The organism is Priestia abyssalis (genome assembly GCF_002019595.1).
Classification (GTDB): domain Bacteria; phylum Bacillota; class Bacilli; order Bacillales; family Bacillaceae_H; genus Bacillus_BA; species Bacillus_BA abyssalis.
This window is the reverse complement of the sequence record NZ_KV917369.1, coordinates 952,688-976,460: the sequence shown is the minus strand read 5'-3', so window position 1 is coordinate 976,460 and position 23,773 is coordinate 952,688. Positions and strand designations below refer to the sequence as shown.

Annotated in this window: 19 protein-coding genes and 1 riboswitch; of the genes, 5 read left to right on the top strand and 14 right to left on the bottom strand. The window is 37.6% G+C overall.

The genetic code is table 11. The features are described 5' to 3' along the window. Positions 1-3: 3 nt before the first annotated feature. The 10 genes from BK575_RS04545 to BK575_RS04500 form a co-directional block, all read right to left on the bottom strand. Complete coding sequence (locus tag BK575_RS04545; protein ID WP_078409101.1) at positions 4-1,086, bottom strand: TDP-N-acetylfucosamine:lipid II N-acetylfucosaminyltransferase family protein; 1,083 nt, start codon at positions 1,084-1,086, stop codon at positions 4-6. A 107-nt stretch (positions 1,087-1,193) separates the two neighbouring features. Then, a complete protein-coding gene (locus BK575_RS04540) occupies positions 1,194-2,393 on the bottom strand; it encodes a glycosyltransferase family 4 protein (protein WP_078409100.1) in 1,200 nt (399 codons plus the stop codon). 62 nt (positions 2,394-2,455) lie between these two features. Continuing rightward, the gene (locus BK575_RS04535) at positions 2,456-3,580 is read right to left on the bottom strand and encodes a glycosyltransferase family 4 protein (RefSeq protein WP_078409099.1); all 1,125 of its coding nucleotides are present in this window, start codon (positions 3,578-3,580) and stop codon (positions 2,456-2,458) included. 272 nt (positions 3,581-3,852) lie between these two features. Continuing rightward, a complete protein-coding gene (locus tag BK575_RS04530; protein ID WP_078409098.1) occupies positions 3,853-5,175 on the bottom strand; it encodes an O-antigen ligase family protein in 1,323 nt (440 codons plus the stop codon). 12 nt (positions 5,176-5,187) lie between these two features. Further along, positions 5,188-6,366: a glycosyltransferase gene (locus BK575_RS04525; RefSeq protein WP_078409097.1), complete on the bottom strand. Its 1,179-nt coding sequence runs from the start codon at positions 6,364-6,366 to the stop codon at positions 5,188-5,190. 562 nt (positions 6,367-6,928) lie between these two features. Further along, positions 6,929-8,263, bottom strand: coding sequence for a nucleotide sugar dehydrogenase (locus tag BK575_RS04520; protein WP_078409096.1), 1,335 nt, complete (start codon positions 8,261-8,263; stop codon positions 6,929-6,931). A gap of 86 nt (positions 8,264-8,349) precedes the next feature. Then, on the bottom strand, positions 8,350-9,033 hold the full coding sequence (locus BK575_RS04515; RefSeq protein ID WP_235867302.1) for a sugar transferase: 684 nt from the start codon (positions 9,031-9,033) through the stop codon (positions 8,350-8,352). Between the two features lie 20 nt (positions 9,034-9,053). Then, the gene (gene galU, locus BK575_RS04510) at positions 9,054-9,941 is read right to left on the bottom strand and encodes a UTP--glucose-1-phosphate uridylyltransferase GalU (RefSeq protein ID WP_078409095.1); all 888 of its coding nucleotides are present in this window, start codon (positions 9,939-9,941) and stop codon (positions 9,054-9,056) included. Positions 9,942-10,705: 764 nt separating this feature from the next. Continuing rightward, complete coding sequence (locus tag BK575_RS04505) at positions 10,706-11,473, bottom strand: tyrosine-protein phosphatase (protein WP_078409094.1); 768 nt, start codon at positions 11,471-11,473, stop codon at positions 10,706-10,708. Between the two features lie 124 nt (positions 11,474-11,597). Continuing rightward, positions 11,598-12,359 (bottom strand): tyrosine-protein phosphatase, encoded by a 762-nt coding sequence (locus tag BK575_RS04500; protein WP_078409093.1) that lies wholly within the window; start codon positions 12,357-12,359, stop codon positions 11,598-11,600. Positions 12,360-12,803: 444 nt separating this feature from the next. Here BK575_RS04500 and BK575_RS04495 point away from each other — a divergent pair, with 444 nt between their 5' ends. Next, complete coding sequence (locus tag BK575_RS04495; RefSeq protein ID WP_169907537.1) at positions 12,804-13,250, top strand: VanZ family protein; 447 nt, start codon at positions 12,804-12,806, stop codon at positions 13,248-13,250. Between the two features lie 105 nt (positions 13,251-13,355). Here BK575_RS04495 and BK575_RS04490 read toward each other — a convergent pair whose 3' ends face one another. After that, positions 13,356-14,156, bottom strand: a complete 801-nt coding sequence (locus tag BK575_RS04490) for a TIM barrel protein (RefSeq protein WP_078409091.1) — start codon at positions 14,154-14,156, stop codon at positions 13,356-13,358. 121 nt (positions 14,157-14,277) lie between these two features. Beyond that, positions 14,278-14,571 carry a Dabb family protein gene (locus BK575_RS04485; RefSeq protein ID WP_078409090.1) on the bottom strand — a complete coding sequence of 98 codons (294 nt, stop codon included), beginning with the start codon at positions 14,569-14,571 and terminating at the stop codon, positions 14,278-14,280. A gap of 514 nt (positions 14,572-15,085) precedes the next feature. Between BK575_RS04485 and BK575_RS04480 the strand changes: the two genes are divergently transcribed. After that, positions 15,086-15,544: a LytTR family transcriptional regulator DNA-binding domain-containing protein gene (locus tag BK575_RS04480; RefSeq protein ID WP_078409089.1), complete on the top strand. Its 459-nt coding sequence runs from the start codon at positions 15,086-15,088 to the stop codon at positions 15,542-15,544. After that, on the top strand, positions 15,541-16,254 hold the full coding sequence (locus tag BK575_RS04475) for a hypothetical protein (RefSeq protein ID WP_078409088.1): 714 nt from the start codon (positions 15,541-15,543) through the stop codon (positions 16,252-16,254). The genes BK575_RS04480 and BK575_RS04475 overlap by 4 nt, the downstream gene beginning before the upstream one ends. A gap of 125 nt (positions 16,255-16,379) precedes the next feature. Here BK575_RS04475 and BK575_RS04470 read toward each other — a convergent pair whose 3' ends face one another. Beyond that, positions 16,380-17,795 carry an N-acetylmuramoyl-L-alanine amidase gene (locus tag BK575_RS04470; protein ID WP_078409087.1) on the bottom strand — a complete coding sequence of 472 codons (1,416 nt, stop codon included), beginning with the start codon at positions 17,793-17,795 and terminating at the stop codon, positions 16,380-16,382. A 489-nt stretch (positions 17,796-18,284) separates the two neighbouring features. Between BK575_RS04470 and BK575_RS04465 the strand changes: the two genes are divergently transcribed. Both BK575_RS04465 and BK575_RS04460 read left to right on the top strand, forming a co-directional pair. After that, positions 18,285-19,385 (top strand): acyltransferase family protein, encoded by a 1,101-nt coding sequence (locus BK575_RS04465; protein ID WP_169907535.1) that lies wholly within the window; start codon positions 18,285-18,287, stop codon positions 19,383-19,385. Positions 19,386-19,694: 309 nt separating this feature from the next. Beyond that, positions 19,695-19,780, bottom strand: a riboswitch (cyclic di-GMP riboswitch). 481 nt (positions 19,781-20,261) lie between these two features. Beyond that, positions 20,262-20,534: a methionine aminopeptidase gene (locus tag BK575_RS04460; protein ID WP_235867301.1), complete on the top strand. Its 273-nt coding sequence runs from the start codon at positions 20,262-20,264 to the stop codon at positions 20,532-20,534. A gap of 67 nt (positions 20,535-20,601) precedes the next feature. Here BK575_RS04460 and BK575_RS04455 read toward each other — a convergent pair whose 3' ends face one another. Further along, a complete protein-coding gene (locus BK575_RS04455; RefSeq protein WP_078409085.1) occupies positions 20,602-23,391 on the bottom strand; it encodes a bifunctional diguanylate cyclase/phosphodiesterase in 2,790 nt (929 codons plus the stop codon). Between the last annotated feature and the right edge of the window lie 382 nt (positions 23,392-23,773).

The window sequence follows — 23,773 nt, the reverse complement described above, 5'->3', positions numbered from 1 at the left end:
TTCTCACTCACCTAAAAAAATTTTTTCCCATACGCTTTTAATATAATTATGTGAAAAAAGCTTAACAACATTCCCTTTACTTTTTGCTTTATCAATAGGAGCCCTAAACTGAGAGAAGGTTAAACCACTTATTGTTGAAATATCAAACACGTCTAAATTTAACTGGCTATTTATATAATCCCAACTAGTTATATCACTTCTTAAATAGACCTTTTTACCTAAATACAATAAGGCGAATATATTGCCTAGTGCCTGTTGCCTTTCATGATTGAATATTGCTATATCAATAGACCCCAAATATTTCGAATATTCTTCAGGCTCTAGAAAATCAAATAATGGAATGAATTTTTCACCAAAAAGTTCTCTTCCATACCTTGCTACTTTCGAGACATAAGCCAGATTACCACTGTATGATAGTGGTGCATAAATATTAATATTTTCATTCTTAAACTCTTTAAGTAAATCTAATATTTGAACATGATTATTACTAGGATCAGCAGAATTTCCAATTTGGATATTTGTTATTTTTCTTTGTCTGTGTTTATATTCATGTTCTAGTGTTTCAACTTTATCTAAATATTCTAGACTTATAGGGTTAATATATACTGCATGATGGTATTTCCCTTTTACTTTATACCACTCTTTAGCTAGACGATAGTCCCCTTCAACTAATGTAGTAACCGTCCCAAGATTTCTTATCACTAAACGCCTAAATACTTCATGTAAATTAGATTTAATATTACGTGATCTATATAAATAGTGATATAAATCTCCTCCCCAAACTATCCAATTACTCCTTTTTAACAACCAAGGTTGTAACAAAAGGAGTAGTAATATTAACTTGTTATTAATTAATCCATGAAAAAGTATTTTTTTATGACTATACATCTTCATGTTCAAAGCTAATATATTCTTTAGGTTCTTAGGTACCTTCCTTACATTTTTTCTTTCCTTAATTTTTATCTTATCTTCACTAACTCCACCTATAATCAAAAAAAAATGGTCGTCAGGATTAAAGTTGGTGTTTATAAAACTAATATATGGATCCGTGAACTTCTCATTAGGGAATAAATGCAAATGTTTCATTTTTACCTACCTTTATCCGGTAATGTATAATAATTTGTTTTAGAATACTGTATAATGGTTTATCTACAAAATAGGTTTTAGGCTAGTACTTACTTTCACTTTGGTAACTAAAAGTGAAATATTTCATCATACATTTTATAGATTTTATCCTTAGAATATTCATTCTTATAGAAGTTATAAATACTTAGTGAATATTTATTATTGACTTCAATATCAACAAGATTTTTCATATGAGAAGGATATTTGAGTATATTTTCTTCTAAAATAATATGTTTATTATCAATAGAAATACCTTCAACTCCATAACTTGTAGAAATGACAGGAAGCCCTCTTGAAAAAGCTTCAAGTGTTTTGAGTTTAACTCCTGTTCCGAATTGAAGCGGTATTAGCATAGCACAAGCATCTTTAAAAACCTGCTCTAGATTTTCTACATAACCACAAAGCTCAATGTGCTCTCCGTAATCCATGCATAGTTTTTTTAGCCTTTCACTTGGATTTTTCCCAATAATTTTTAATTTAAAGTTAGGTATTTGATGGATAATTTCAATAATATTTTTTTCTATGAATTCGCAGATGGAAAAATCATTATGAGGGATGTTTAGTAACCCAAGAAATATAAATATAGGCTCACCATTATAATTTCTATCATACGTTGTATTAAAGTCAATATAGGGTCTAATTTCTCTAATATTAGAGCAACCTGCTCTTTTTTTTAAAATATTAACCTCTTTACTGCTAATTAACAAATTATGCCTAAAATTTCTCGTTGATTGGATTTCTCGTTTATAAATTAACCCCTTCTCCGTTTCCAATAATATCCTTGTTAGACTTCTCAATTTCACAAGTCTTCTTAGACTTTTAGGCACGTACTTATAAAAGTTTCCTAAGGGATTTAAATTAACAGTGGGATATTTTTTCAGAACATCAATCATTTTTTGATATCTTACTGAAAATAAATCATCCAGATAAATAAATTCTTTATTCTTATAAGTATCATCATTCTCGAACATCTGAGCAATCCGAAGTGTATCATATACAATAATATCAATATTATTCCGCTCTACAATTCTGTTTATTTCCTTTCTTAAGTCTTTATTGTACAATAAAGCTTCTTGTATACTCTTCTTCTTTAACAACAATGTGTAAAAAGTTAGATTAAACATCTTTTGAAATAAACCGATATTTCTAAATTGGTGTATATTACTTATTTTATCAATAGATTCTGTTACAGATTCATCAGTAATATAACAGTAGTAGAGATTTTCTTTCCCAACCCTTTCTAAGAAATAATCCACTATAGACGACAAAATGATTTTCTTTCCATTATCCTTTGGATAAGGGAAAACAGCACTTACTAAAAGAACCTTCTTTATTTTAACTCACTCTCCATTTCTCTTAACAAGTCAAGTAACACTAAAGCACTTTTTTCCCAGCTAAAATAAGATAATCTTTGTTTACCCTTCTGTATTAATTCTTTTTGTAATGAGTCGTTTTTTAATAATCTATTAACGGCTCTTGATAAATCTTGTGGGGACTGTGGATCAATATATAATGCTGCATCGTCTGCCACTTCAGGAAGGGAAGTGACAGACGATGTAATGATAGGAACTTCATACATCATAGCCTCTAATAATGGAATTCCAAATCCCTCATAAAGTGACGGAAAAATAAATATCTTTGCATTTGAATAAATATAGGCTAATTCTTCGTTTGTTACATAGCCAGTAAAATATACATGCTTTTCAATACCTAACTCCTTTATTTTTTTCTTTGTTTCTTCTAGCCCATTTCCTTTTGCACCAACCACAACTAAAGGTAGTGTTTCAAGCCCATACTGAAGAGAGTAAGCCAAGGATTCTAAGATAACATTAATATTTTTACGTTTTTCCGTTGTACCCACAAATAATGAATAGTTTTTAGGCAGATGAAGAGATAGATTATTAGACGGCAAAATGTTTCTTGTTTCAATAGCACAATACGATACCCTTACGTTTTCTTCAGATAGATTAAACTCTTTAATTACATCAGATCTTGTATATTCTGACACAGTAAGCACTTTTAAGTTCTTCTTTAAAGTCAATTGAAGATAAATATTCAAATATAAAGAATGAAATCTAGAATGATCTTCCTTGTTTTTAATAAAAGCAAGGTCATGAATAGTTACGATACTATTTTTATTTGGAAAAAATATTGGTTTTACAAAGTTTGGCCCCCAGAATATATCTATACTTAGTTTTTTTAATCGTGAAGGCACAAGAAAGTTTAACCAAAACACATTATATAATTGTTCGCTTGGAAAAATCTCTCTGAATTTATTAATACAAATAATTTCCACTTGGTCTGATTCATATTTAAATTGAGGTAGAGAGTCAAATAATAGGTAATATTTGTTTATAGAATCTATTTCTAATAATTTACTCAATAAACTCTCTAAATAATTACCAATACCTGTTTTGTTCCCTACTAACTTTCTACAATCTATTGCAATTTTCAAGTAACCAACTTCCCCCTTAAACTCTAATCTTTAAAGTTTTAAATATAATCTCTAAAATAACTTCACTATTAATTGATATCATAGTTAATTTAACCGCACCAACCAGCTGCATTCTAATTTAATCATTATTAATCAAGCTTTCCTGAAGATTATTCTTGTCTAAATAGGTCGAGTGGATTTTTGTCAAAGTAAATATTTTATCTTTGAGTGCTAAGTAAAAATTTATAGCTCCTTATACAAATTCTCTTGTAAAAATCACTTAACTATCTGAATTAAGCCTCCATAAGCCCGTTTGCTTCTTTCATTTCAAAGCTTTCTTTTGTTTGCTTGACCTGATTTAATAATCTACAATGTTCCCCTAGCAAGATACCCAATAAAAGTAATAATACTGGAGACTCGATAACATTTGCTGTTGCACCAATTGAAAACACTATCACACACAAAAAAATAAAAGGATAATTATGGATTTTATTTAAATCTAATAATAAGAGTCTTAAAACTAAATATATACTTAAAAATAGACCTATTAAACCAAACATGACAAATATATATACAAAAAAGTTATCTGCTGCATTATATACATCTCTTTCGAAAAACGACTGTGGACTTCCTATTCCACCTATTCCTCGTCCTAGAGGTGTAAAGTTACTACTTTCTAATAAATTAAAAGCGTTAGGCCACATATAAGTCATTCTCACATTATAAGATTGAAAGAAAAACTTATTTAAGATGTTGCCTTCGTTCAAAATACTATCAATTGAATAATTACCGGTAAAACTAATTAGGGGTGGAAAAAAACTATAAACAAATAAAATACCAAAGCACAATTTTGTAATCAAAAAAATTAGACTGCGCATTCTACTTCTATAAAATCTTATAGACCCCCACAAAACAGTTAGCAAAATTACAGAAAGATATGTTGATTTAGACGTTGTTAAGACGATAGATATGATTCCAAGTATATAGATACCTGTATCTATTTTTTCCCAAATGACTCTTCGGATTTTTTTGGCTTCCGTAAGTGTATATATTATATACAATGACATTAAACTAATAAGTAAAAAAGCACTGTCGTATGAGCTTCTTTGAAACCCAGATAAGCGATCTAAGCCCGAAATCGTCCAACTTCTGTTCCCTTCTAGTTCTATCCCCCCTATTGAATAAGAGAAGCCTTCCCACGGTAAATCCATAACAGCATCTAAAATGAGCCCTAAGAAAATTAGGGGTACAAAGATTCTATACATTATTAATAGAATTTTTTTATTGTTCATATAGTAGAAGGAAAATGCACTTCCTGCTATTAATGGCATAAATATATATAAGCCATATCCTATTTGCATATAATCAAGATTATTCAAGACACCAAATAAGAGGCCAATAATAATAATTGCAATTATACTTATCAGAAATTTTGGTGTTTCTAAGGATTTGATAATTTTACCAGTAAGTACTATTATTAACACTAAAAAAAACATATTTTTAATATATAGAAGTTGTGGGAACCCTATCTCTACTAAAAAATATCTTAAGTTTGAATCAAAAACAACTATTAAGAACCAAATGAATAGCAATGTATTTAAAACTTTATTTATCATTACAAACCCTCTTTACATACTAACTTTCGATAAAATATTCGAGTAGAAGTCTAAATGGCTCTTAATGATATTGGTTTGGTTAAACTGTTTACTATAATTGTACACTGATTCTCTCAAAGTACTTCTTTGCTCACTACTCATCGAGTAATAATGAAGAATACACTCTTTAATCGCGAAAGAATTATTGCTCTCAAACAAAAATGAATTATTAAATATTACACTAGGTATTCCACCACGATTTGATGCGTATACAGGTGTACCTTGTCTGTATGACTCAATTATAGCCCTCCCAAATGCTTCATCACAGATTGACGGAACAACTGTTAAATCAATATCATTAAGAAGTTTAGGTATTTCCCTAGGTCTCTTTTTCCCTAGAAATATAATGCGTTTATCATCTTTCGACATCATGATAAGTTTTTCTTTTAAAAAACCGTCTCCAATAATAAATAGCCTACTAACAACATCCTCTGAAAGACTTTTTACAGCTTCTATTAGATATTCGACTCCTTTATCTTTATCTAGCCTGCCAACATATCCAATATTTAAAGGGGCCTTATTCAATTTTACTTCTAGTATAGGCTGGATCTCTGAAGAAACAATATTACCAATTACAGCATGCTCTGCGTTAGGAAAAAAGTTATTATAAATATGTTTTTTTAAAATAAAGTCTGATATTCCTATAACACCATCTACATGTTTACTGTTTTTTTTATTTAATAATTTCATTACGCTCGATATAAGAGGAATATTTGTAGATTTTGTTAACCATGTATCTCTTAAAGAATGAATAATAGGAATTCTATATATATTACCGATTTCCCACACAAAACTTCCAATACCTGACAAATTTTGAGTATGAATGATCGATGGATTGATAGTTTTTATTATATCCTTTAGAAGAAAGTACTGGGGTACATTATAAATATTTATACTATTCCAAACCAGCTTTTGAAACGGGGTCCTCTTCACAAGTTCTCCAGACCAATAAATGTTATTCTGCGGTACTCTCCACACACTTACTCCGTTGATGTCCTCACGGATAATTCCTTTTTTTTGAGGACCTGTAGTAAGAACATAGACCTTATAATATTTTGCTAGGCTTTCTGCAAGTAATTGTGTTGATACTTCTGCACCACCTATAATATAGGGTTGATAAAATGTGTTGACAATTAATATCGAATTAATCATAGAAATCTATCCTATCTAGACAATAATTTTTAAGAAAGTTATTATCACTGTATTTTTGTACGATTTACGCTTTTTCCTATTTCTTATAGAGCAACAGTATTTAATTTCACCTAAACAATTGGTTCGCCAAGTAAAGATGCAATTTACTGTTTCTTAATGCCATCATAACCAATAAAAATCTCTATTAAAATTCACTTAAAAATTTTATATCCGTGATAGTACACATGCTCTCTTTCCTGCGTTGTACAAAAGAAATAGATTTGATTGGAAGACAAACAGCACCTCTTTTTCTTACTCTACGAACAGATAAGCAACCTAGATGTACTGAAGAATCTGTAACAACTACTATAATTATTTAAAACAATGCTGGAAATTAACCATTTTTATGTCTGAAACTTTAAACAGTAATTTATTAAACAACATTTTGGACTTTATCAAGTTATATAGGACTTATTCCTATTAAATTTATCAAGAAAAAGTTAAGTTTATTAAAAAATAATCACTCCTTCCAAAGACCGTTTGAAAGAAGTGACTAAAATGTATATATAATAACACTTATCTTTTACAATTTATAATATTGTCCTTTTATACCTGAATAATTCCCCATTGCGTTTCTAGTATCAAAGATAATTTTGGAGTGCTCAGCTATTAATTTGTAATCTAAACTTGTATGATTGGTGACTATTATAGATAGATCCATTTTAGATAAATTCTCTTTATTTAAGGGAAACGAAACATATTTTTTACCATTAAAATTAAATTCACTAATATATGGATCATTAAAAAATACATTTGCCCCGTGACCTTCAAAATACTTAATAATCTCAAAAATAGGAGATTCTCTAATATCATCTATATCTTTTTTATAAGCTGCCCCTACTAAAAGAACATTAGAACCATTTAAAGGTTTTTTAACTTCATTTAATATTTTCATTGATCTTTCAACAACAAATTCAGGCATATAATTATTAATTTCACTAGAAGTTTCTATTAACCTCACATGATATTTGTATTCCTTGACTTTCCATGAAAGATAAAATGGATCAATAGGGATACAATGTCCCCCTAAGCCAGGTCCTGGATAAAAAGGCATAAATCCAAAAGGCTTAGTAGCAGCAGCATTTATTACTTCCCAAACATCAATCCCCATCTTATTACATATTATTGCCATCTCATTTGCCAGGCCTATATTGATATTTCGAAAGGTATTCTCAAGGATTTTAGCCATTTCTGCAACGGCAGGGCTGGATACCTCATGTATATTACTATTTAATACACTTTTATAGAACATAGATGTTAACATTGTACAGTCTTCTGTAATTCCACCAACTATTTTAGGTATATTCTTTGTTTTAAAATTTTCATTACCTGGATCTACTCTCTCAGGAGAGTAAGCTAAAAAGAAATCCTCACCAACTTTATGACCTTTTTCCATTAAAATTGGTAGCATTACCTCTTTGGTTGTATTAGGATAGGTTGTACTTTCTAGCACTATTAACATTTCATCATGTATATAGTTCGCTATATTCTTTGTTGCAGACTGTATATATGAAATATCCGGGTGCTGATGAGCATCAATAGGTGTTGGAACACAAACTAGTACTACATCAATTTGTTGAATTTGCGAGAAATCAGTAGTTGAAATAAACTTATTATTCTCTACTATTTTAACTAAGTCTTCATCATTTACATCATTAATATAATTATGTCCATTATTCAACGAGTCTACTTTTTGTTGGTTAACATCAAACCCAACTACATTATATTCACTTTTTGCTATTTCTACTGCCAGGGGTAACCCTACGTAGCCTAGCCCAATTATACCAATTTTCGCTGTTTTATTTTTAATTCTTGTAAATAAGTTTTCTACAGTCACATTAGTAATCGTTTTACTCATTATATCACCGTCTTAATATAGTTTAGTTTCCAAAAACTTAAGGGCTAATTATATTTCTAAACTTAAATGCCTTTCTTGACAAAAAACTAAAATGCATCTTTTGATCCAAATAAGATAAGGACTGTCTTGAAAATAAGTTTAATATCCATTAAAATAGACCGTTTGCGAATGTAATGTAAATCTAAATCTACCATTTCTTTAAACCCTATATTGCTTCTACCGCTTACTTGCCATAAGCCTGTACACCCCGGTGTCACCAACAATCGCTGTTTATCATAATCAGTATACTCACTAACTTCCCTTGGAAGTGGCGGCCTTGGACCTACTAGGCTCATATCCCCTTTTAATACATTCCAAAGCTGTGGCAATTCATCAATACTTGTTTTACGAATAAAACGACCAATTTTTGTTACACGAGGGTCATTTTTCATTTTAAACATTGCACCGGTCGTTTCATTGTGTTTAAGCAATGCTTCTAACCGCTTCTCCGCATCTGTAACCATAGAACGGAATTTATACATCTCAAATTCTTTTCCATCTTTCCCCACACGTTTTTGAGAAAAAAATACAGGACCTTTCGGATCTTCTAATTTGATTGCAACAGCTACCACTAGGAAGATAAATCCTAATAAGGTTAGACCAGCGATTGCTCCAAAGATATCCATGAATCGTTTTAAAAATAAGTAAATTACCGTATCCTTTACAACAACTTGGGGTGTACTCTGGGATGTATGAGTGCTTAGTGCTTCACTTTTCATTGATGGGGGCATTTCTCAGTCATCCCTTTCTATTACGCTGATTCTACTTTCTCTTTTTTTAATAAGGCTTCCATTACTTTAAGAATATCATCACGCAAATCTTCATGCTGTAACGCAAACTCAATCGTGGTCTGAATAAATCCCAACTTCTCCCCTACATCATATCGTTTGCCTTTAAAGTCATAAGCAAATACACGCTGTATTTCATTTAAACTCTGGATTGCATCTGTTAATTGAATTTCTCCGCCTGCACCTGTTTCCTGCTGCTCCAAAAACATGAAAATTTCCGGTGTTAAAATATACCGTCCCATGATTGCTAGATTAGAAGGAGCAGTACCTGGTTCTGGTTTTTCAACAAATTGATTTACTTGATAACGGCGGCCGTCTGCTAATAATGGATCAATAATTCCATAGCGATGGGTTTGATTATCGGCTACAGTTTGCACTCCAATAACAGATGATAAAGTTCTTTCGTACTCGTCCATTAATTGACGTAAACATGGTTTCTCTGCTTGTACAATATCATCACCTAGTAATACGGCAAACGGCTCGTCTCCAATAAAGTTGCGCGCACACCAAACGGCATGTCCCAATCCTTTCGGCTCTTTTTGGCGGATATAATGAATATCGACCATATTTGAAGAGTGTTGAACCTTTTCTAACAGTTCAGTTTTCCCTTTTTCCAGAAGATTTTGTTCTAATTCTGGTGCATAATCAAAGTGATCTTCAATCGCACGCTTTCCTTTACCTGTTACGATAATGATATCTTCAATCCCTGATTCAATCGCTTCTTCCACGATGTATTGGATTGTCGGCTTGTCTACAATCGGCAGCATTTCCTTTGGCATTGCTTTCGTAGCTGGTAAAAATCGTGTGCCTAATCCCGCTGCTGGGATAATAGCTTTTCTTACCTTTTTCACTTCCATCCCTCTTCTTTCGACGTTTATTTTGAATCCATTCTGCATGATCACAGTATGTATATATAATGAAATTAAATAACTAGCTGTCTAGCACCCCCGTAAAATGATGCTAGTTAGCTAATTATTTAATATTAAAATGCGGGCATCTAACCCCTCCTCACACCATGCCTTTGACGACTTGCGTCTAAGGTGAATATTCACCCACGGCATGACCGAGTGCCTCCATCGGTAACGGCAAGGAGACATCACCGTAAAGCATTGTTTATCTTTCATCCAACAACCTCATCTACTATATCGAACAATTCTGCTTAGTTTTTAATAAACTAAAGGGATTTTCCTTACATTACCAACAAATCACCTGCATTCTTTCATCATATTGTTCAACTTTACACATAGTAAAGCTCTTTATATATGAAACAAAAAGCCCATTTCTTTCGTTCTATATGATAGACAAGGCTATCCCTTACATACATTAAACAAGGCTGTCCATTTTAGATTGATATGTATATACAGGCTTTGCCTGATAAAGAAAACTTCCATTAGTGGGATTTTCTTTCATCCCCCACTGATGGTTAGTTGATCTTATCGGGCTTTTACGGGCAGTTATCCCCCACTTAAGTTTCTCCGATAACTCTAAACTTTGAAGTGGGGGTCTTACTGCCCGTTAATGCGGGATAAAAATCGCACTTATTTATGACCTTTGCCGCTTTCGTGCAAGCAGCCTTTGTCATTAAAAAGATGCAGATAAAATACCTCTTTTTAACTTAAAAAATTCCCAAAAACTTCTTCCGTTTCACCTTCTCCGGTTCCATTCGATCGACCATCTGTCCTTTGACTAAATACTCTGCATTCTCTGTAAAGAAGTACACCATGTCGACGCCGTATTGGTTTTCGATGAGGTCATACGCTTCACTAAGCTTAAATGTCCGGCCGTTTATATTATGGGCATCCGATGCGATGAAGTGCGTCAAGTTCGATTCGATGAGCTGCCCAGAGAACTTTTGGATTTTCTTTCCGAATAAGCCGGTGAGGCTGGAAGCGGTCACTTGGGTTAATGCTCCCTTTTTCACAAAGTTGTATAAGATGTCAGGCTGTTCCATAATTTGGGCGTTCCGTTCCGGATGAACGATGATCGGATTCAGCCCTTGCAGTTGGACGTCAAACAATAGCTGTTCTGCGTATTTTGGAACCTGACTCGATGGCAGTTCCATCATGACGTATTTGCCGCCGTTATTCAATGTAAGGATGTCACCTTTTTGATAGTCTTCGACGAGTTCTCCGTATATGCGTGGCTCTTGTCCTGGCAGGATCGTTAGTGGGATGTTGTGCTGTGTCAGTTGTCCGTTTAGTTCTTGTATCCGTTCGATAATACTACTTTTTTCATTGATGTAGCGTCCGTTTTGATGATGGGGCGTGGCAATGATGGTCGTAATTCCGTCTGCGACTGCCGCTTTCGCCATGTTGATGCTGTCTTCCATTGTTTTCGCTCCGTCATCAATTCCCGGTAAGATATGACAATGTATATCAATCAAGTTGAACACCTCTTAAACTATGAAAGTAGTATTTTAAAACATGTAGTATCGTACCACAAAAAAACTTTGTTGGGTATGGTTGTATTTTGTCGAATTATGACAAGCACTCTAGTGATAGGCATCGTTAAAATATGCCAAATCGTTTCTTTCCGATTCGAACAGGCTGCTCGCGGTGGACCATCTGGCCTTTCACGATGTAGTCTGCGTTTTCCTGCAGCATGTACAACTTCTCGATCCCTGCTTTTTTCTTGATTTCCGCATACGCATCCTTCAATGAATAGCTGTCTCTTGATTGATAAGCCCCTGATGCTATCACATGAGCGAGATTGGCTTTCAATAATTGAAACGCGAACTTTTTCACTTTCGCCCCGAATGCGCCTTGAATGCTTGCGGCCCCCAGCTGGACTAATGCCCCTTTTTTAACGAGCTGATAAATGATATCAGGCTGCCCCATGATTCGCTCATTGCGTTCTGGCTGAGAAATGATGGGCACAAGCCCTTTTAGCTGCATTTCATAAAGGAGGTTTTCGATATAAGACGGCAGCTCATGTTCCGGACAAGCCAGCAGCAAATACTTGCCGTTATCATTAATCGTCAGCAGCTTGCCTTCTTCAAACATCTCGAGCAAATCTTCCGTTAGATGAATCTCTTGCCCTGGCAATACTTTCAGCGGGATGTTGTGTTCAGCTAATAGCTTTGCATAGGTATTCACACGTTCTACTATCGCCGTTTTCTCATTTTGAAACGATTCGTTAAGATAACTCGGTGCTGCCACAATCGTATGTACTCCTTGTTTGTTTACCTGCTTCGCCATCTCCAGGCTTGCGGTCACATTTTTTGGCCCTGCATCCACATTCGGCAAAATGTGACAATGCACGTCAATCATTTTTTCCATCTCCTATCTTGATTTATACCCTGAAGTCCTAGTTCAAAAGTAACATATAGTTCTTGTTGACTACAACATATTCTAAAAATATTTTTATAAATTCCTTTTTTTAGAATATCACAGGATAAAAGAATGGGATACGGGTGAAAAATGTCGAAAATAGACTTTTTCTCCTATCCAGATAGAAGAAACTTCAAAACGCTATCATTCTAACAGAACTGGAACAGGGAAACAACCTTTCCATAAATCTTCCTTTCACTCCAAATATTCCCTGTTGATATAGGTTACAGCAGCCTATACACGAAAAGATTTGTCACAGATGATAAGTTGAGCTACAATTAGACAGATTTTGAAATAAATTCATGATGTGCGATGTGCTAATAATCTTGTTAATCAGATGATGAAAGATAGAATGATGAAATGACTATTGAAGAGGATTGTATTATGCGCAAACGACTATTAATCTTATTAATGCTTTCCATTTTTTATACCTCGAATACGCCAGGGCTGCGGGTGACGGAGCCGGCGACATGGATTTCCCTGCCGGCGTTGAAGGAGGATGTAAGTCTTTTCTCGATTTTGGAACCGGGAAGCCGTTTTTATAACCCAGTTGAATTGGAATTGGATCTAGAATTTCTCGCACGAAAACTGGTCCATCTGATATCTTTTGGATTGCTTGCTTTTTTGTTTTATTGTAACTTGCGAGATCGAAGAGGACGCTATATGTTGGCAGGTTTGCTGACAGCGATTTTTGCTTTTACGGATGAGGTTCATCAGGCGTTCATTTTGAATCGCGATGGACGATTGACAGATGTCATACTTGATACGGTAAGCGGTGTTGTGGTGATGCTAATTTTGTACCGCATCAAGCAAATGAAAAGAGACGATTGATTGTCTAAAGAGAAGTATTGAAGCGGGCATCTGTACTTACTGAAAAAGGTATACTTAAACAAAAACAGTCTTCCCATTCGGAAAGACTGTTTTTGTTTCGAAATATTATTTAAAAAAGGCTGCCTCTTTAATACGGTTAAAATAATCTGCACTTCTGATCATTGGAGTGCAGTCACGGTGATCGGAGGAACTTAGATTGATTTCGAACACAAAATCTGTATCCTTCACATATGGTTTCACCATTGCCCATTTGATGTTCCCCTCGCCTAATGGCAATGAATCATGAGTAACACCCATGCTATCGACAACGTGAAAATACTTTGCATATGGACAAAATCCCTCTAAGTGCTTTTGTAGTTTTTGGTTATCACCTTTTAGCGCGATAAACGAATGGCTGATATCAATGTTTAACGGTAACTGTAATGGATCGACCATTTCTGAAAGCAGGAATGGGTTTTCAGCCGAGAAGATCCCTCCGGTCGTATCTTCCCAAAGAAAAGACTTTTCACAAATCTGTAATACCGTTTCAATTCGCTTTCTCGTTTCTTTCCTTTTGGCCCGATCTTGATAATCCGAGCTTTCCGAGGATGCATAATGGCAATGAATGACACATTTGATCCCTTCTTGTTGACAAATGGATGCCAGAACATTGCAGGACCAGTCATAATGATCTCGCATCTCTTGATTTGAACTGATAATATCCAAGTATTGTCCTTTGTACGTCATCGGATGATGCAAGTACACACGAACATCTTTAGATTTTAACCATTGTACACATTCCACGATTCTTTCCGGGTGATACAAATCGTCTTCCACTAAGTGAAGCTCGATAATTTCTGGGTGGTATGTAAGCCGCTCTTGAATATGGTCCGCATTTAGCCCGGTTTTCAAGCGAATATAGCTCATCTTTCACACTCCTTTTTGAATGCTCCCCCCTATTGTAACCACCTTTTTTAGATCTCTAGAACACATTACATTAAAATCTTGTTCATTTTTCATGACCGTTAGAATGAATAACAACCCGTTCTTAGATTTCAATATCCACGACGATGCTGTCCACTCTTCCAACTTCTCGAATAAAAGCAGCGACAGCTTGATGCTCGGGATGCGGCCCATATGCTTCAAGCGCCTCACGATTTTCAAATCGAACAGTCAATACAACGTCGTAGCCTTGACTTTTTTCCGAAAAGTTAAGGCCCGCTTGAAGATCAATGACTCCTGATAGATGGTTCTTTAACGCTTTAAACCGTTCAACAACTTCTAGTAATTGTTCTTGCGTTGTCGTCTCACTAAATTTCACGATCACAATATGATCAATCATATTACAGCCTCTTTTCTCATTTTGATATCTTCGACTATATCAGCACCACAATCATTCTTGGCTTAGATTTAATATTTCGATTCCAATTTCAGCTATATATATATCCTACTTCATAACTCGACACGTCTTCATTCAATCGAGAGGCATCACAATCGGAGATCCAGACAACTTGATTGAATTCGCCCTCAAAGGTTCTCGTATAAGCGGCTGACAAGAGCCCTTAATGTCGCTTGGCAGCCGCTTATGCGTAAATAATATGACATGGGCGCTTTTTGCCCATATTAAATTATTTATGTGGATTTATATATTTACATATATCGACATATAACTAGTTAAGTATTATACTAAATTCTGTCAGCTATAAAGCATGCAGGCATATTTTCAGAATAATTTTCCACTCTATAAGGTATTCCATTATATACTAATAAGAGATGGACAAGAAGTAAATGCTGCGTCATGTGACAACAATTTTTATTGACAAACATATTTTCATGTGATATAGGAAGTGAGTTTCATGTTAGAACAACCGATGAGATATATGACCGTGATAAAGGCTGGCGGTAAAGGTGTACCCTCAACGATCGAGTGCATTGATTTACGTGAGGTAGACTTTATTGAAACGATTAACCGCAAAGTCATCTTCCATATAGGGACTGATCAGTATTACCAGATAACGAGTAAATCTGATTTCGATGAGTTTCTAATGAAGGAAGGATTCGACAACCTTGATCGAACAAACCTGGTAAATCTGAGGAAAATTAAAAAGTTTGATGAAGAGCTTGGCAAAGTGTACTTTACGGAAAATCCGGATAAGGACAGTAAATATGCTCTGGTGGCCAGGATTAAATATAAATTCATTTCCAGCCTTCTCAAGCGTATCGCTTCTTCCAATAACGGAACGACGCTGGAAGTTAAGACACAGTCGGAAAAGGGATGGAAACACATATTGAAAGGATTGATTGAACACAAGTGAATGGGCTGGAACTTAGCATACAAACGGTTTTTGGTATATTCGATGTACTTGCCATGCTATTTTTGTCTCTGGCTTTGTACCGTATCCCATATCGTTCCTATTTCTATGAAATGGGGATCATGTCTGTCATCATTTCCATTATCCAAACGATTGGATATGATGTCATACAATGGCACTTTATGTACAATGAATTATTACTCGTTTTTTCCACATTCGTTCTTCTGATGATGTTATGTAAAACGACGGTTTGGCACTCCTTTTTATTAACAATCAGTGGATATGTCATGACCAATTTATTCTTTGGACTGTATGGATTTTTCATTGAGCTGTCAGGGATTTATACAGTGGAAGATATGCTGCATAACACTCCCGTCACATGTACCGTTCAATTTACGCAATTTGTGGTAGCCTATGTCCTCTCGCAGCTATTTTACAAAAAGGGCTTAGGCTTTATGCTTATAGCTAAAAGTATGAGTTTTAAACCAGAAATAAAGAGATTAAATATGCTCATTATCACAACCACCCTGCTATGTTTCGTAGTAGTAGAAATTGCTATTGAATTAGTCGCTTATCACCGTGTAAAAGTTTTTATGCCTCTTATTATTGTGATTATCTTCTTTAACTCTGCTTTATGGGCGATCTATATGAGATCAAACAAAGAGTTGGAGCAATACTATGAAAAACAAGACCTTACTAAGTTTATGCCATAACGCTTTCAAAACTTGCAAAAAATGCATCAATCTTTTTGAATATGTATCGATTGCGAGTGCAAGGCTTGTGATTTCCTCAACAAAAACGGTCTTTCCGATGGAAAGACCGTTTTTGTTGAAACGTCTTATTTAAAATAATTCACGACCCCATTACTCATATTAATGGCGGACTGACGGAGGAAATTGCTGTCGCCTAAATATTTCGAGTCGTACGGACTGTCAAGGAAAGCAAGCTCTACCAATACAGATGGCACGCTGTTTTTCCTTAGTACATAAAATTCGTTTTGCTTCATTCCTAAGTTTTTCGTCGGCAGTTTGTCCAGCTGGACTTGAAGGGCATAAGCCAGCTTTTTGCTTTCTTCGGGATAAGGATTGACATCGTCCTTATACACTTGATCGTTGTAGTAGGTTTCAGTTCCGCTCGCATTATGGGAAGCGGTTGAGTTCATATGAATGCTGATAAAGATATCCGCTCTTCTCGGTGCAGAGAAAAGCGCCCGGTCATCCAGTGTCACAAACTTATCTTCAGGACGGCTCAAATAGACGGTAGCCCCTTTCTTTTCAAGCTCTGTTTTCAAATAGTAGGACGTCTTTAAATTGATGTTTTTTTCGACTAAAGACCCATAGACGGCACCGCTGTCCGTTCCGCCATGCCCTGCATCCACCACGATGACTCGTTTTTCTAAAGGAAGACCTTTTAGACGATAATATTCGAGATTATTGACCTGTACATATCCCGTTATATCTTTATAGGTAACTTTCACCCATCCTTTTGTGCTTGATGGTGTGATTTGCACAAGAGCCCTTTCATACAATGTTCCTGTGGCGGAGCTCGCTGTGTTCGGCTGGCTGCGTACATTCAATGAAGCCGTTCCCGTCCGAACCTTCATATACATCGGCGGTTTAAAGGAAGGCTCCAATGTTCGGGCCAGCATCATGCTGTAATGCTTTCTTGTTGTGTTTTGCTGCGGCTTGAACGTGTTGTCCGCATACCCTGTCACAATTCCGTTAGAAGACAGTGCTTGAATGTCCGCATAAGCCCAATGCGTATTTTTAACATCGATGAACGGAATGGCAAAGTGTGTTTGATATGTAAACTCCCGCTGTAAGATGGCGGACATTTGCCCTCTCGTCAATACATGGTCAGGGCGGAATGTGCCGTCTTCATAGCCTGAAATGATTCCTTTTTTAGCAGCTTCTATAATGTAGCGGTTGTCATCGCTATTGGCGGGAACATCCGTAAAGGGCGATGTGTCCGTTTGAGAAATATCCCAATTCAACGCCCTTCCCAACATGACGACCGCCTGTCTCCGCGTTACATCGTTATCTGGACGGAAGGTCCCATCCGAATAGCCGTTAATAATATCACGTTCGTACAAATAAAAAACCTCGGCACCGCCCGCTTCTGTTTTGTTAAGATCACTAAATTCAGCATGTGCGCCTCCAGCGGCATACATTCCGGCAAAAATCCCTAAGGCCGTTACGCCCAGAATTTTCTTCGGAAAAGACCATGCCTGTTTCACTTTCTCCAAAAACCTCATTCTGTCTAATCCTCCCTTGATGGTTACATCTTCAATGCTTTCTCAAAGAAAGAGAGCATTGAAGACAAAACAGAATTCGTTCGGGTGGATTTCTTTATGGAGGTCCTTTGTTGTTTTGATTCAAAATCTCCACGTCTACGTTTTGAACACGGACAAATATATATCTTAATTCATAGAAAAAAGAAAGAATTTGTCAATGCCAACCATTCCTTTTTGACAATGACATCTCTCTCTATATAAAACTAAAGCAGTCTCTCTGAAATCAGAAAGACTGCTTTTTCATGACCATTGTAGCTATGAAGTTGTCCTCTTTTGTTATACCGGTTTAGACGTTCATAATAGAAATTGTATGTTTAATTCGTGATATCGGCCGTTATCACTTATGAAGTTATTGTCAAAAATTGTCGAATCAAAGAATAGAAGTCCTATGTTACAATGGACAGAGCCACTGGAATGCTAGCGTTTATCACTAGAATGGAGGTGTGCTTCATGAAACAAACAATGAACGAAGTGTTTTGGCTTCGCAGTATCGCCTGCTTGACGGTCGTATTGCTTCACGCGATCTCGTCAACGATATTGGCTGCCAGTCCGGATCCGGAATCTTCGACAGCCATGGGCTTGCGTTCCCTGCAGTTGTTGATGATGTACGGAACGCCGATGTTCGTGTTCATTTCTGAATTTCTCATTGCCTACCGCTACCGCGATGGTGTGAGAAAAGGTTTTTTTCGTAAACGCGTAAAATTTATTTTACTGCCATATATCATCATGGGGCTGTTTTATGCATGGGTGTACCAACATAACCACGGGTTGGACTCCGTTCTTTCCAAATGGGGAGAGCATGTATTTTTCGGTGCTTATCATGGTTATTTTATTTTGATCATTTTTCAGTTTTATATTCTTCATATGCTGCTTGACCGCTTTTTGCGAAAAGCGAATATGAAGGCCGTCCTTTTGGCGGCATTGATCATCAATATCGCCTATTTGGCCTTTTTCAATTTCAATGAACCGGAAGCTTATGATCTTCTCCCTGTAGTCTGGACGCGCTTGACGATTCTTCCGTTTTTTGGATGGTTGTTTTATTTTGTGGCCGGCTATTATGCAGGGCGCCATTTTGATGCTTTTAAGCGATTCATTGCGTCGACACGCAAATGGCATCTTCCTCTCTACATCGGGGCGGCGCTTCTTGTGCTGAACCTGTATTGGACGGAGGCACTTGTCGATATCAGCTCGAAGCGGTTCGATATGATCTTTTTGACGATGGCCGTCATGGCTCTTATCGTGTCCTTCGCATCACGTATGAAGGATATCCCAGCGTGGCTCGTCACCGTCAGCCAATATTCATTCGGCATTTACTTGCTTCACCCTTTTTTCCAGCATACACTTTCACTGCATGCCAAAGATTGGATCAAAACGGACAACATCTTTTTACTCGTCTCTATCTTCTTTTTGGCAGGTGTCGTTCTTCCGATCATCGTCACCTATATGCTGAACCGCATCCCGTACGGTCACTATATCGTCGGGAAGGTCGGAATCGGAACGAAAAAGAAACGGACAGACGAAACGACTCAGAGAACAAACAAGGCAGCGTAATGCTTTATGCAAAGAAAGGATAGAAGATCAGATCATATCTGATTCTCTATCCTTTTTTGTATTCTTAAGACTATATATGCTATTTAACGGATGCATGCAAATGAAGTAAAAAGGATCTTCTAATCAAGATGACAGATGATCATGAATTATTGTAAAGCCTTTCACTTTGTTCGTCCCCTTTTTTCGAAGCATACATAAGACTCATAATGACCAACATCGAAAAAGATCCAGCAACTACACCTTGTATAAACAGTAACATATTATTATTCCTCCCTTTCGTTTTTCATAAATCGCAGGAAGGTTATCATATTCGGCAACTGGCTGGCATAGTCAAATTGACCTTAGCCCCTGTAGTTTTGCGCCCCCATTTTTCAATGGATTAGCCCTTTCGTACGACTTATGGAATTTCTTTCATTATAATCCATTATTTTCAGTGTGATATGTGTCTTTATGCTCATTTTGTCAAAACAAGTCGAAGATAGTAATAAAGAAGGATTGTTTTGGAACAAAGAGGAATTTACATCCTCATGCTTTTCCCGTTCCCTACTGCCCCCAAACAAGCATAAGAATACGATTAATGATGACTGCTAGGCAGAATATCCAGGCCAAAGTCGGTTTGCCGGCCGTAAACAGCGCCGCCGCAGGCAGACCGAATACCAGCACCGTTAACCTGTTATGAAAAAAACACCCCTTTTAAGAGTGTCCTCAGTCTCTGTCTACAGATTCAATTTAATAGTTCAACATTTACTATGAACTCTTCCTCTGCCTACGCTTTTCTGTTCTTCCATCTCGAATAAGTTTACAACAGTCTAGAAACGTCGACATGGTTGCTCTTTAACCATGTCGACGTTTCTAGTCAGGAATAAAAACCCATTTTTGGCACAAGCTAAAGAAAAAATAGTTGAGGTGATAGTATTGGGATTGTTTCATGCGATTTCGAATTGGCAAGCAGGAAGGGAGGAAAAGCATCGGGCTCATATGGAGGAACAGGGCAAGTGCCCGGAGTGTCATGGACGCGGGTTTCCAATCACATACAGCGCGGTTTATCCTGCCATGAGTTCCGTATATACCACTCCTGCTGATTGCCTCGGCTGCAGCGGCAGCGGACTTTATTCGGATTGGGTAGAAACAAATCAAGAGCATGTTTAAGAAAAAGAACCTGACTCCAAAGATAAAAAGCACCCTTTGGAGTCAGGCTCTAGAAAGGAGGGGATGGCTAAAGAACAGCCATCCCCTCCTTTTTAGGTCGATTTTTATTTTCATACCACTCTTCAAACTGGCCGACGGCGAGCGGCTTGCTGAAATAGTAGCCCTGCACTTCGTGGCAGTTTTCGTCTTCGAGGATTTTCACTTGCTCCGAGAGCTCGACCCCTTCGGCGACGACCGATAGATTCAAGCTTTGGGCGATGGCGATGATGGCGCGGACAATCGATGTTTCCCGCTGGTCTTGGCTCAAATCGAGAATGAAGGAACGGTCGATTTTGAGCGTGTCGATCGGCAGCTTTTTCAAATAGCTCAAGGACGAATAGCCGGAACCGAAATCGTCGATGGAAATGGCGACACCAATTTTCTTCAACGCTTCGAGCTTTTCAATGACATCGTCGATATTTTTGATGGCGACGCTTTCCGTAATTTCGAGCTCCAAGTATTGCGGTTCGAGTCCCGTTTTCTGCAAGATGCGAACGACGGTCTTGACGAAGGATCTTTGGGAGAATTCGATGCTTGAAATGTTGACCGCCACTCTCACTTTCGGATAGCCTTTATCCTGCCATTCCTTGTTTTGTCTGCATGCCTCACCTAGTGTCCATTCGCTGAGCGGGATGATGAGTTCCGTTTCTTCGGCAATGGGAATGAATTCTCCCGGCGACACCATGCCAAGTTCCGGATGATGCCAGCGAATGAGCGCTTCCATCCCGGTGATGTCTCCGGTCGCAAGGACGATTTTCGGCTGGTAATGAAGCTCGAATTCGCCGTTTGCGATCGCTTTGCGGAGCCCGTCTTCCAGCAGCATGCGCCGTGTCGTATGGGCCTGCATCGATTCATTGTAGAAGATGATGCCGTTTCGGCCCGCTTTTTTCGTTTCATACATCGCAAGATCTGCCTGGCGAATGAGCGTATCGAGAGTGGAGCCGTTTTTCGGATATAAGCTGATGCCGATGCTTGCATGCAAATACACCTCATGATCGTGTACATGAAACGGTTCCGCAATGGCTTTTTGCAGACGACGGGCAGCTTCGTATACATCGTCTTCACTTCCTCTGCGGACGAGCAGCAAAAACTCATCCCCGCCGAAGCGCGATAAAATATCGGTTGCTTCAATCGCATTCTGGAGGCGGCGTGCCACTTCCTTCAAAATCTTGTCTCCCGCTTGATGGCCATGCGTGTCGTTCGCTTGCTTAAAGCGATCAAGATCCATAAACAAAATCGCGAATTCTTCCTCTTGGCCCTTTTTCTTATCGATGACCGCCTGTGCGAGCGTGTCAAACAAGCTTCGATTCGGTAAACCGGTCAGCGAGTCATGAAACGCCATATGATGGAGCGTCTGCTTTGCCTTGCGCTGTTCGGTGATATCACGGACGACCGTCTGAATGTAATCTTCTTCATTGATTTTGATGACGTTCGATTTCGTCGTGATCCATCTTTCTTCACCATTCACGTCATAAATTTTCAATTCCTTCATAGCTACTTCCCGGTTCATTTTCGTTTCCATCATCTCTGCGATGATTTGCTGGACGCTTTCCATTTCATCACATGCGACAAACGAGTCAATGCCCTTGCCGATGACCTCGTCCATACTGGAAGCCCCGATAATGTTCAATACTTCCTGGTTGATGGACACAATTTGGCTGTTGCGGTGGACGACGATCGCCAGCGGCGAGGAATGAAACAAGCTTTGATAACGGTTGTTCGTTTCCTGCATCTGCTGTTCGAACTTTTTTTGTTCGGTCATGTCACGGAGATAAATGATGTATTCCGTCCCCAGCTCTGCTTTTACTTTCGTAACGGTTACTTCGGCGATTTTTTCATCTCCGTTTCCGACCATCATCACTTGTTCATGACGATAGCCGACAAGTTGATCAATTTGCCCTAAACGTGACAGAAACGATGCAGCGGATTGGCCGATCATCTCCTCTTTTGAACGCTGTAAAAAAACAAGAGCCATATGATTGACGTTCGTAATGACACCTTGTTCACTTGTCACGATGATGGAATCCATCGCCGCTTCGAAAATCGCCCCTTTCATCGTTTGCTGCTGGTTCGCTCTCCTGTCAAAAAAGATGGTAAAAAATAAGACGGCGAACATGATAAACGTAAAAATTGCTACGATAAGGGTGAAAAACGGCGGATCGATATAATACGTAATGCTCGAATTAATCGTCGCATAGGAATCCGGCAAAAAGGAAGCCGCGTTCATGCCCATATAATGCATGCCGGTAATGGCAACGGCCATCAGGACGGAAAAACCCAATTTTCCAATGACCGAACTGCCGCCGTTATTGACGTTCGAGTAAAAGGCGAGATACAGTGCCGCAATGGAAGCCGTAACGGCAATCACCATCGAAAGAAGAACGAGGAACGGATCGTACGTAATCTCGACAGGCTCCATCGCCTCCATGCCGGTATAATGCATAAAACCGATGCCTGCTCCCATCAATTGCCCGGCTATCATGAGATGTCCGATCGTGCGTTCAGAGCGGTGAACGAAAAATAAGCCGCCGTAACAGCCTAAAAGGGCCCATACGACTGAAAGGGCCACGAGCAATAAATTATAATGAATTTCCATATCCAAGTGAAACGCCAGCATGCCGACAAAATGCATCGACCAGATGCCAAAGCCGAGCGCTCCTGCCCCGCTAATAAGCCAAAATCGCTTCAACTCCCGGTCTGACGCCTTTACCCGATTGGCCAGCTCAAACGACGTATACGCCGCCACCATCGCAATGACAAACGATAAGGCGACAACCAAGATGTTGTAAGAGCTCTGTAAGTAATGTTCATGATTCATAATAAATGCCCCTTCAGAGAGTAGAATATAGAATGTATATCGGCGGAAAAATGATGTATTGAAGAGATTATATGAAAAAAGATGGTATTAATCCCATCTTTTTCTAACAGGCCGCGGAATGGGTAATAAAAAAAGACCCCTTCACGAAATCCTGATTTCGTGAAGGGGCCATCCTTTGTCTTCAAGAAGAGGGGAAAATATCTTTGTACCTTTTCTTCCCTTATAATCCTTTAAGTGTGTGTTCAAAAAGGAGGACAAAAAGGACCGAGAAGTTCAAGGAAGCGCCGTCTCGAGCAACGGAGCGTATGCTGTTAATACGTGAGTAGCGGAGAGACAAGCTTATGAAGCCCGACTAAGAACCGCCACGTCCTGTGGCGAACGT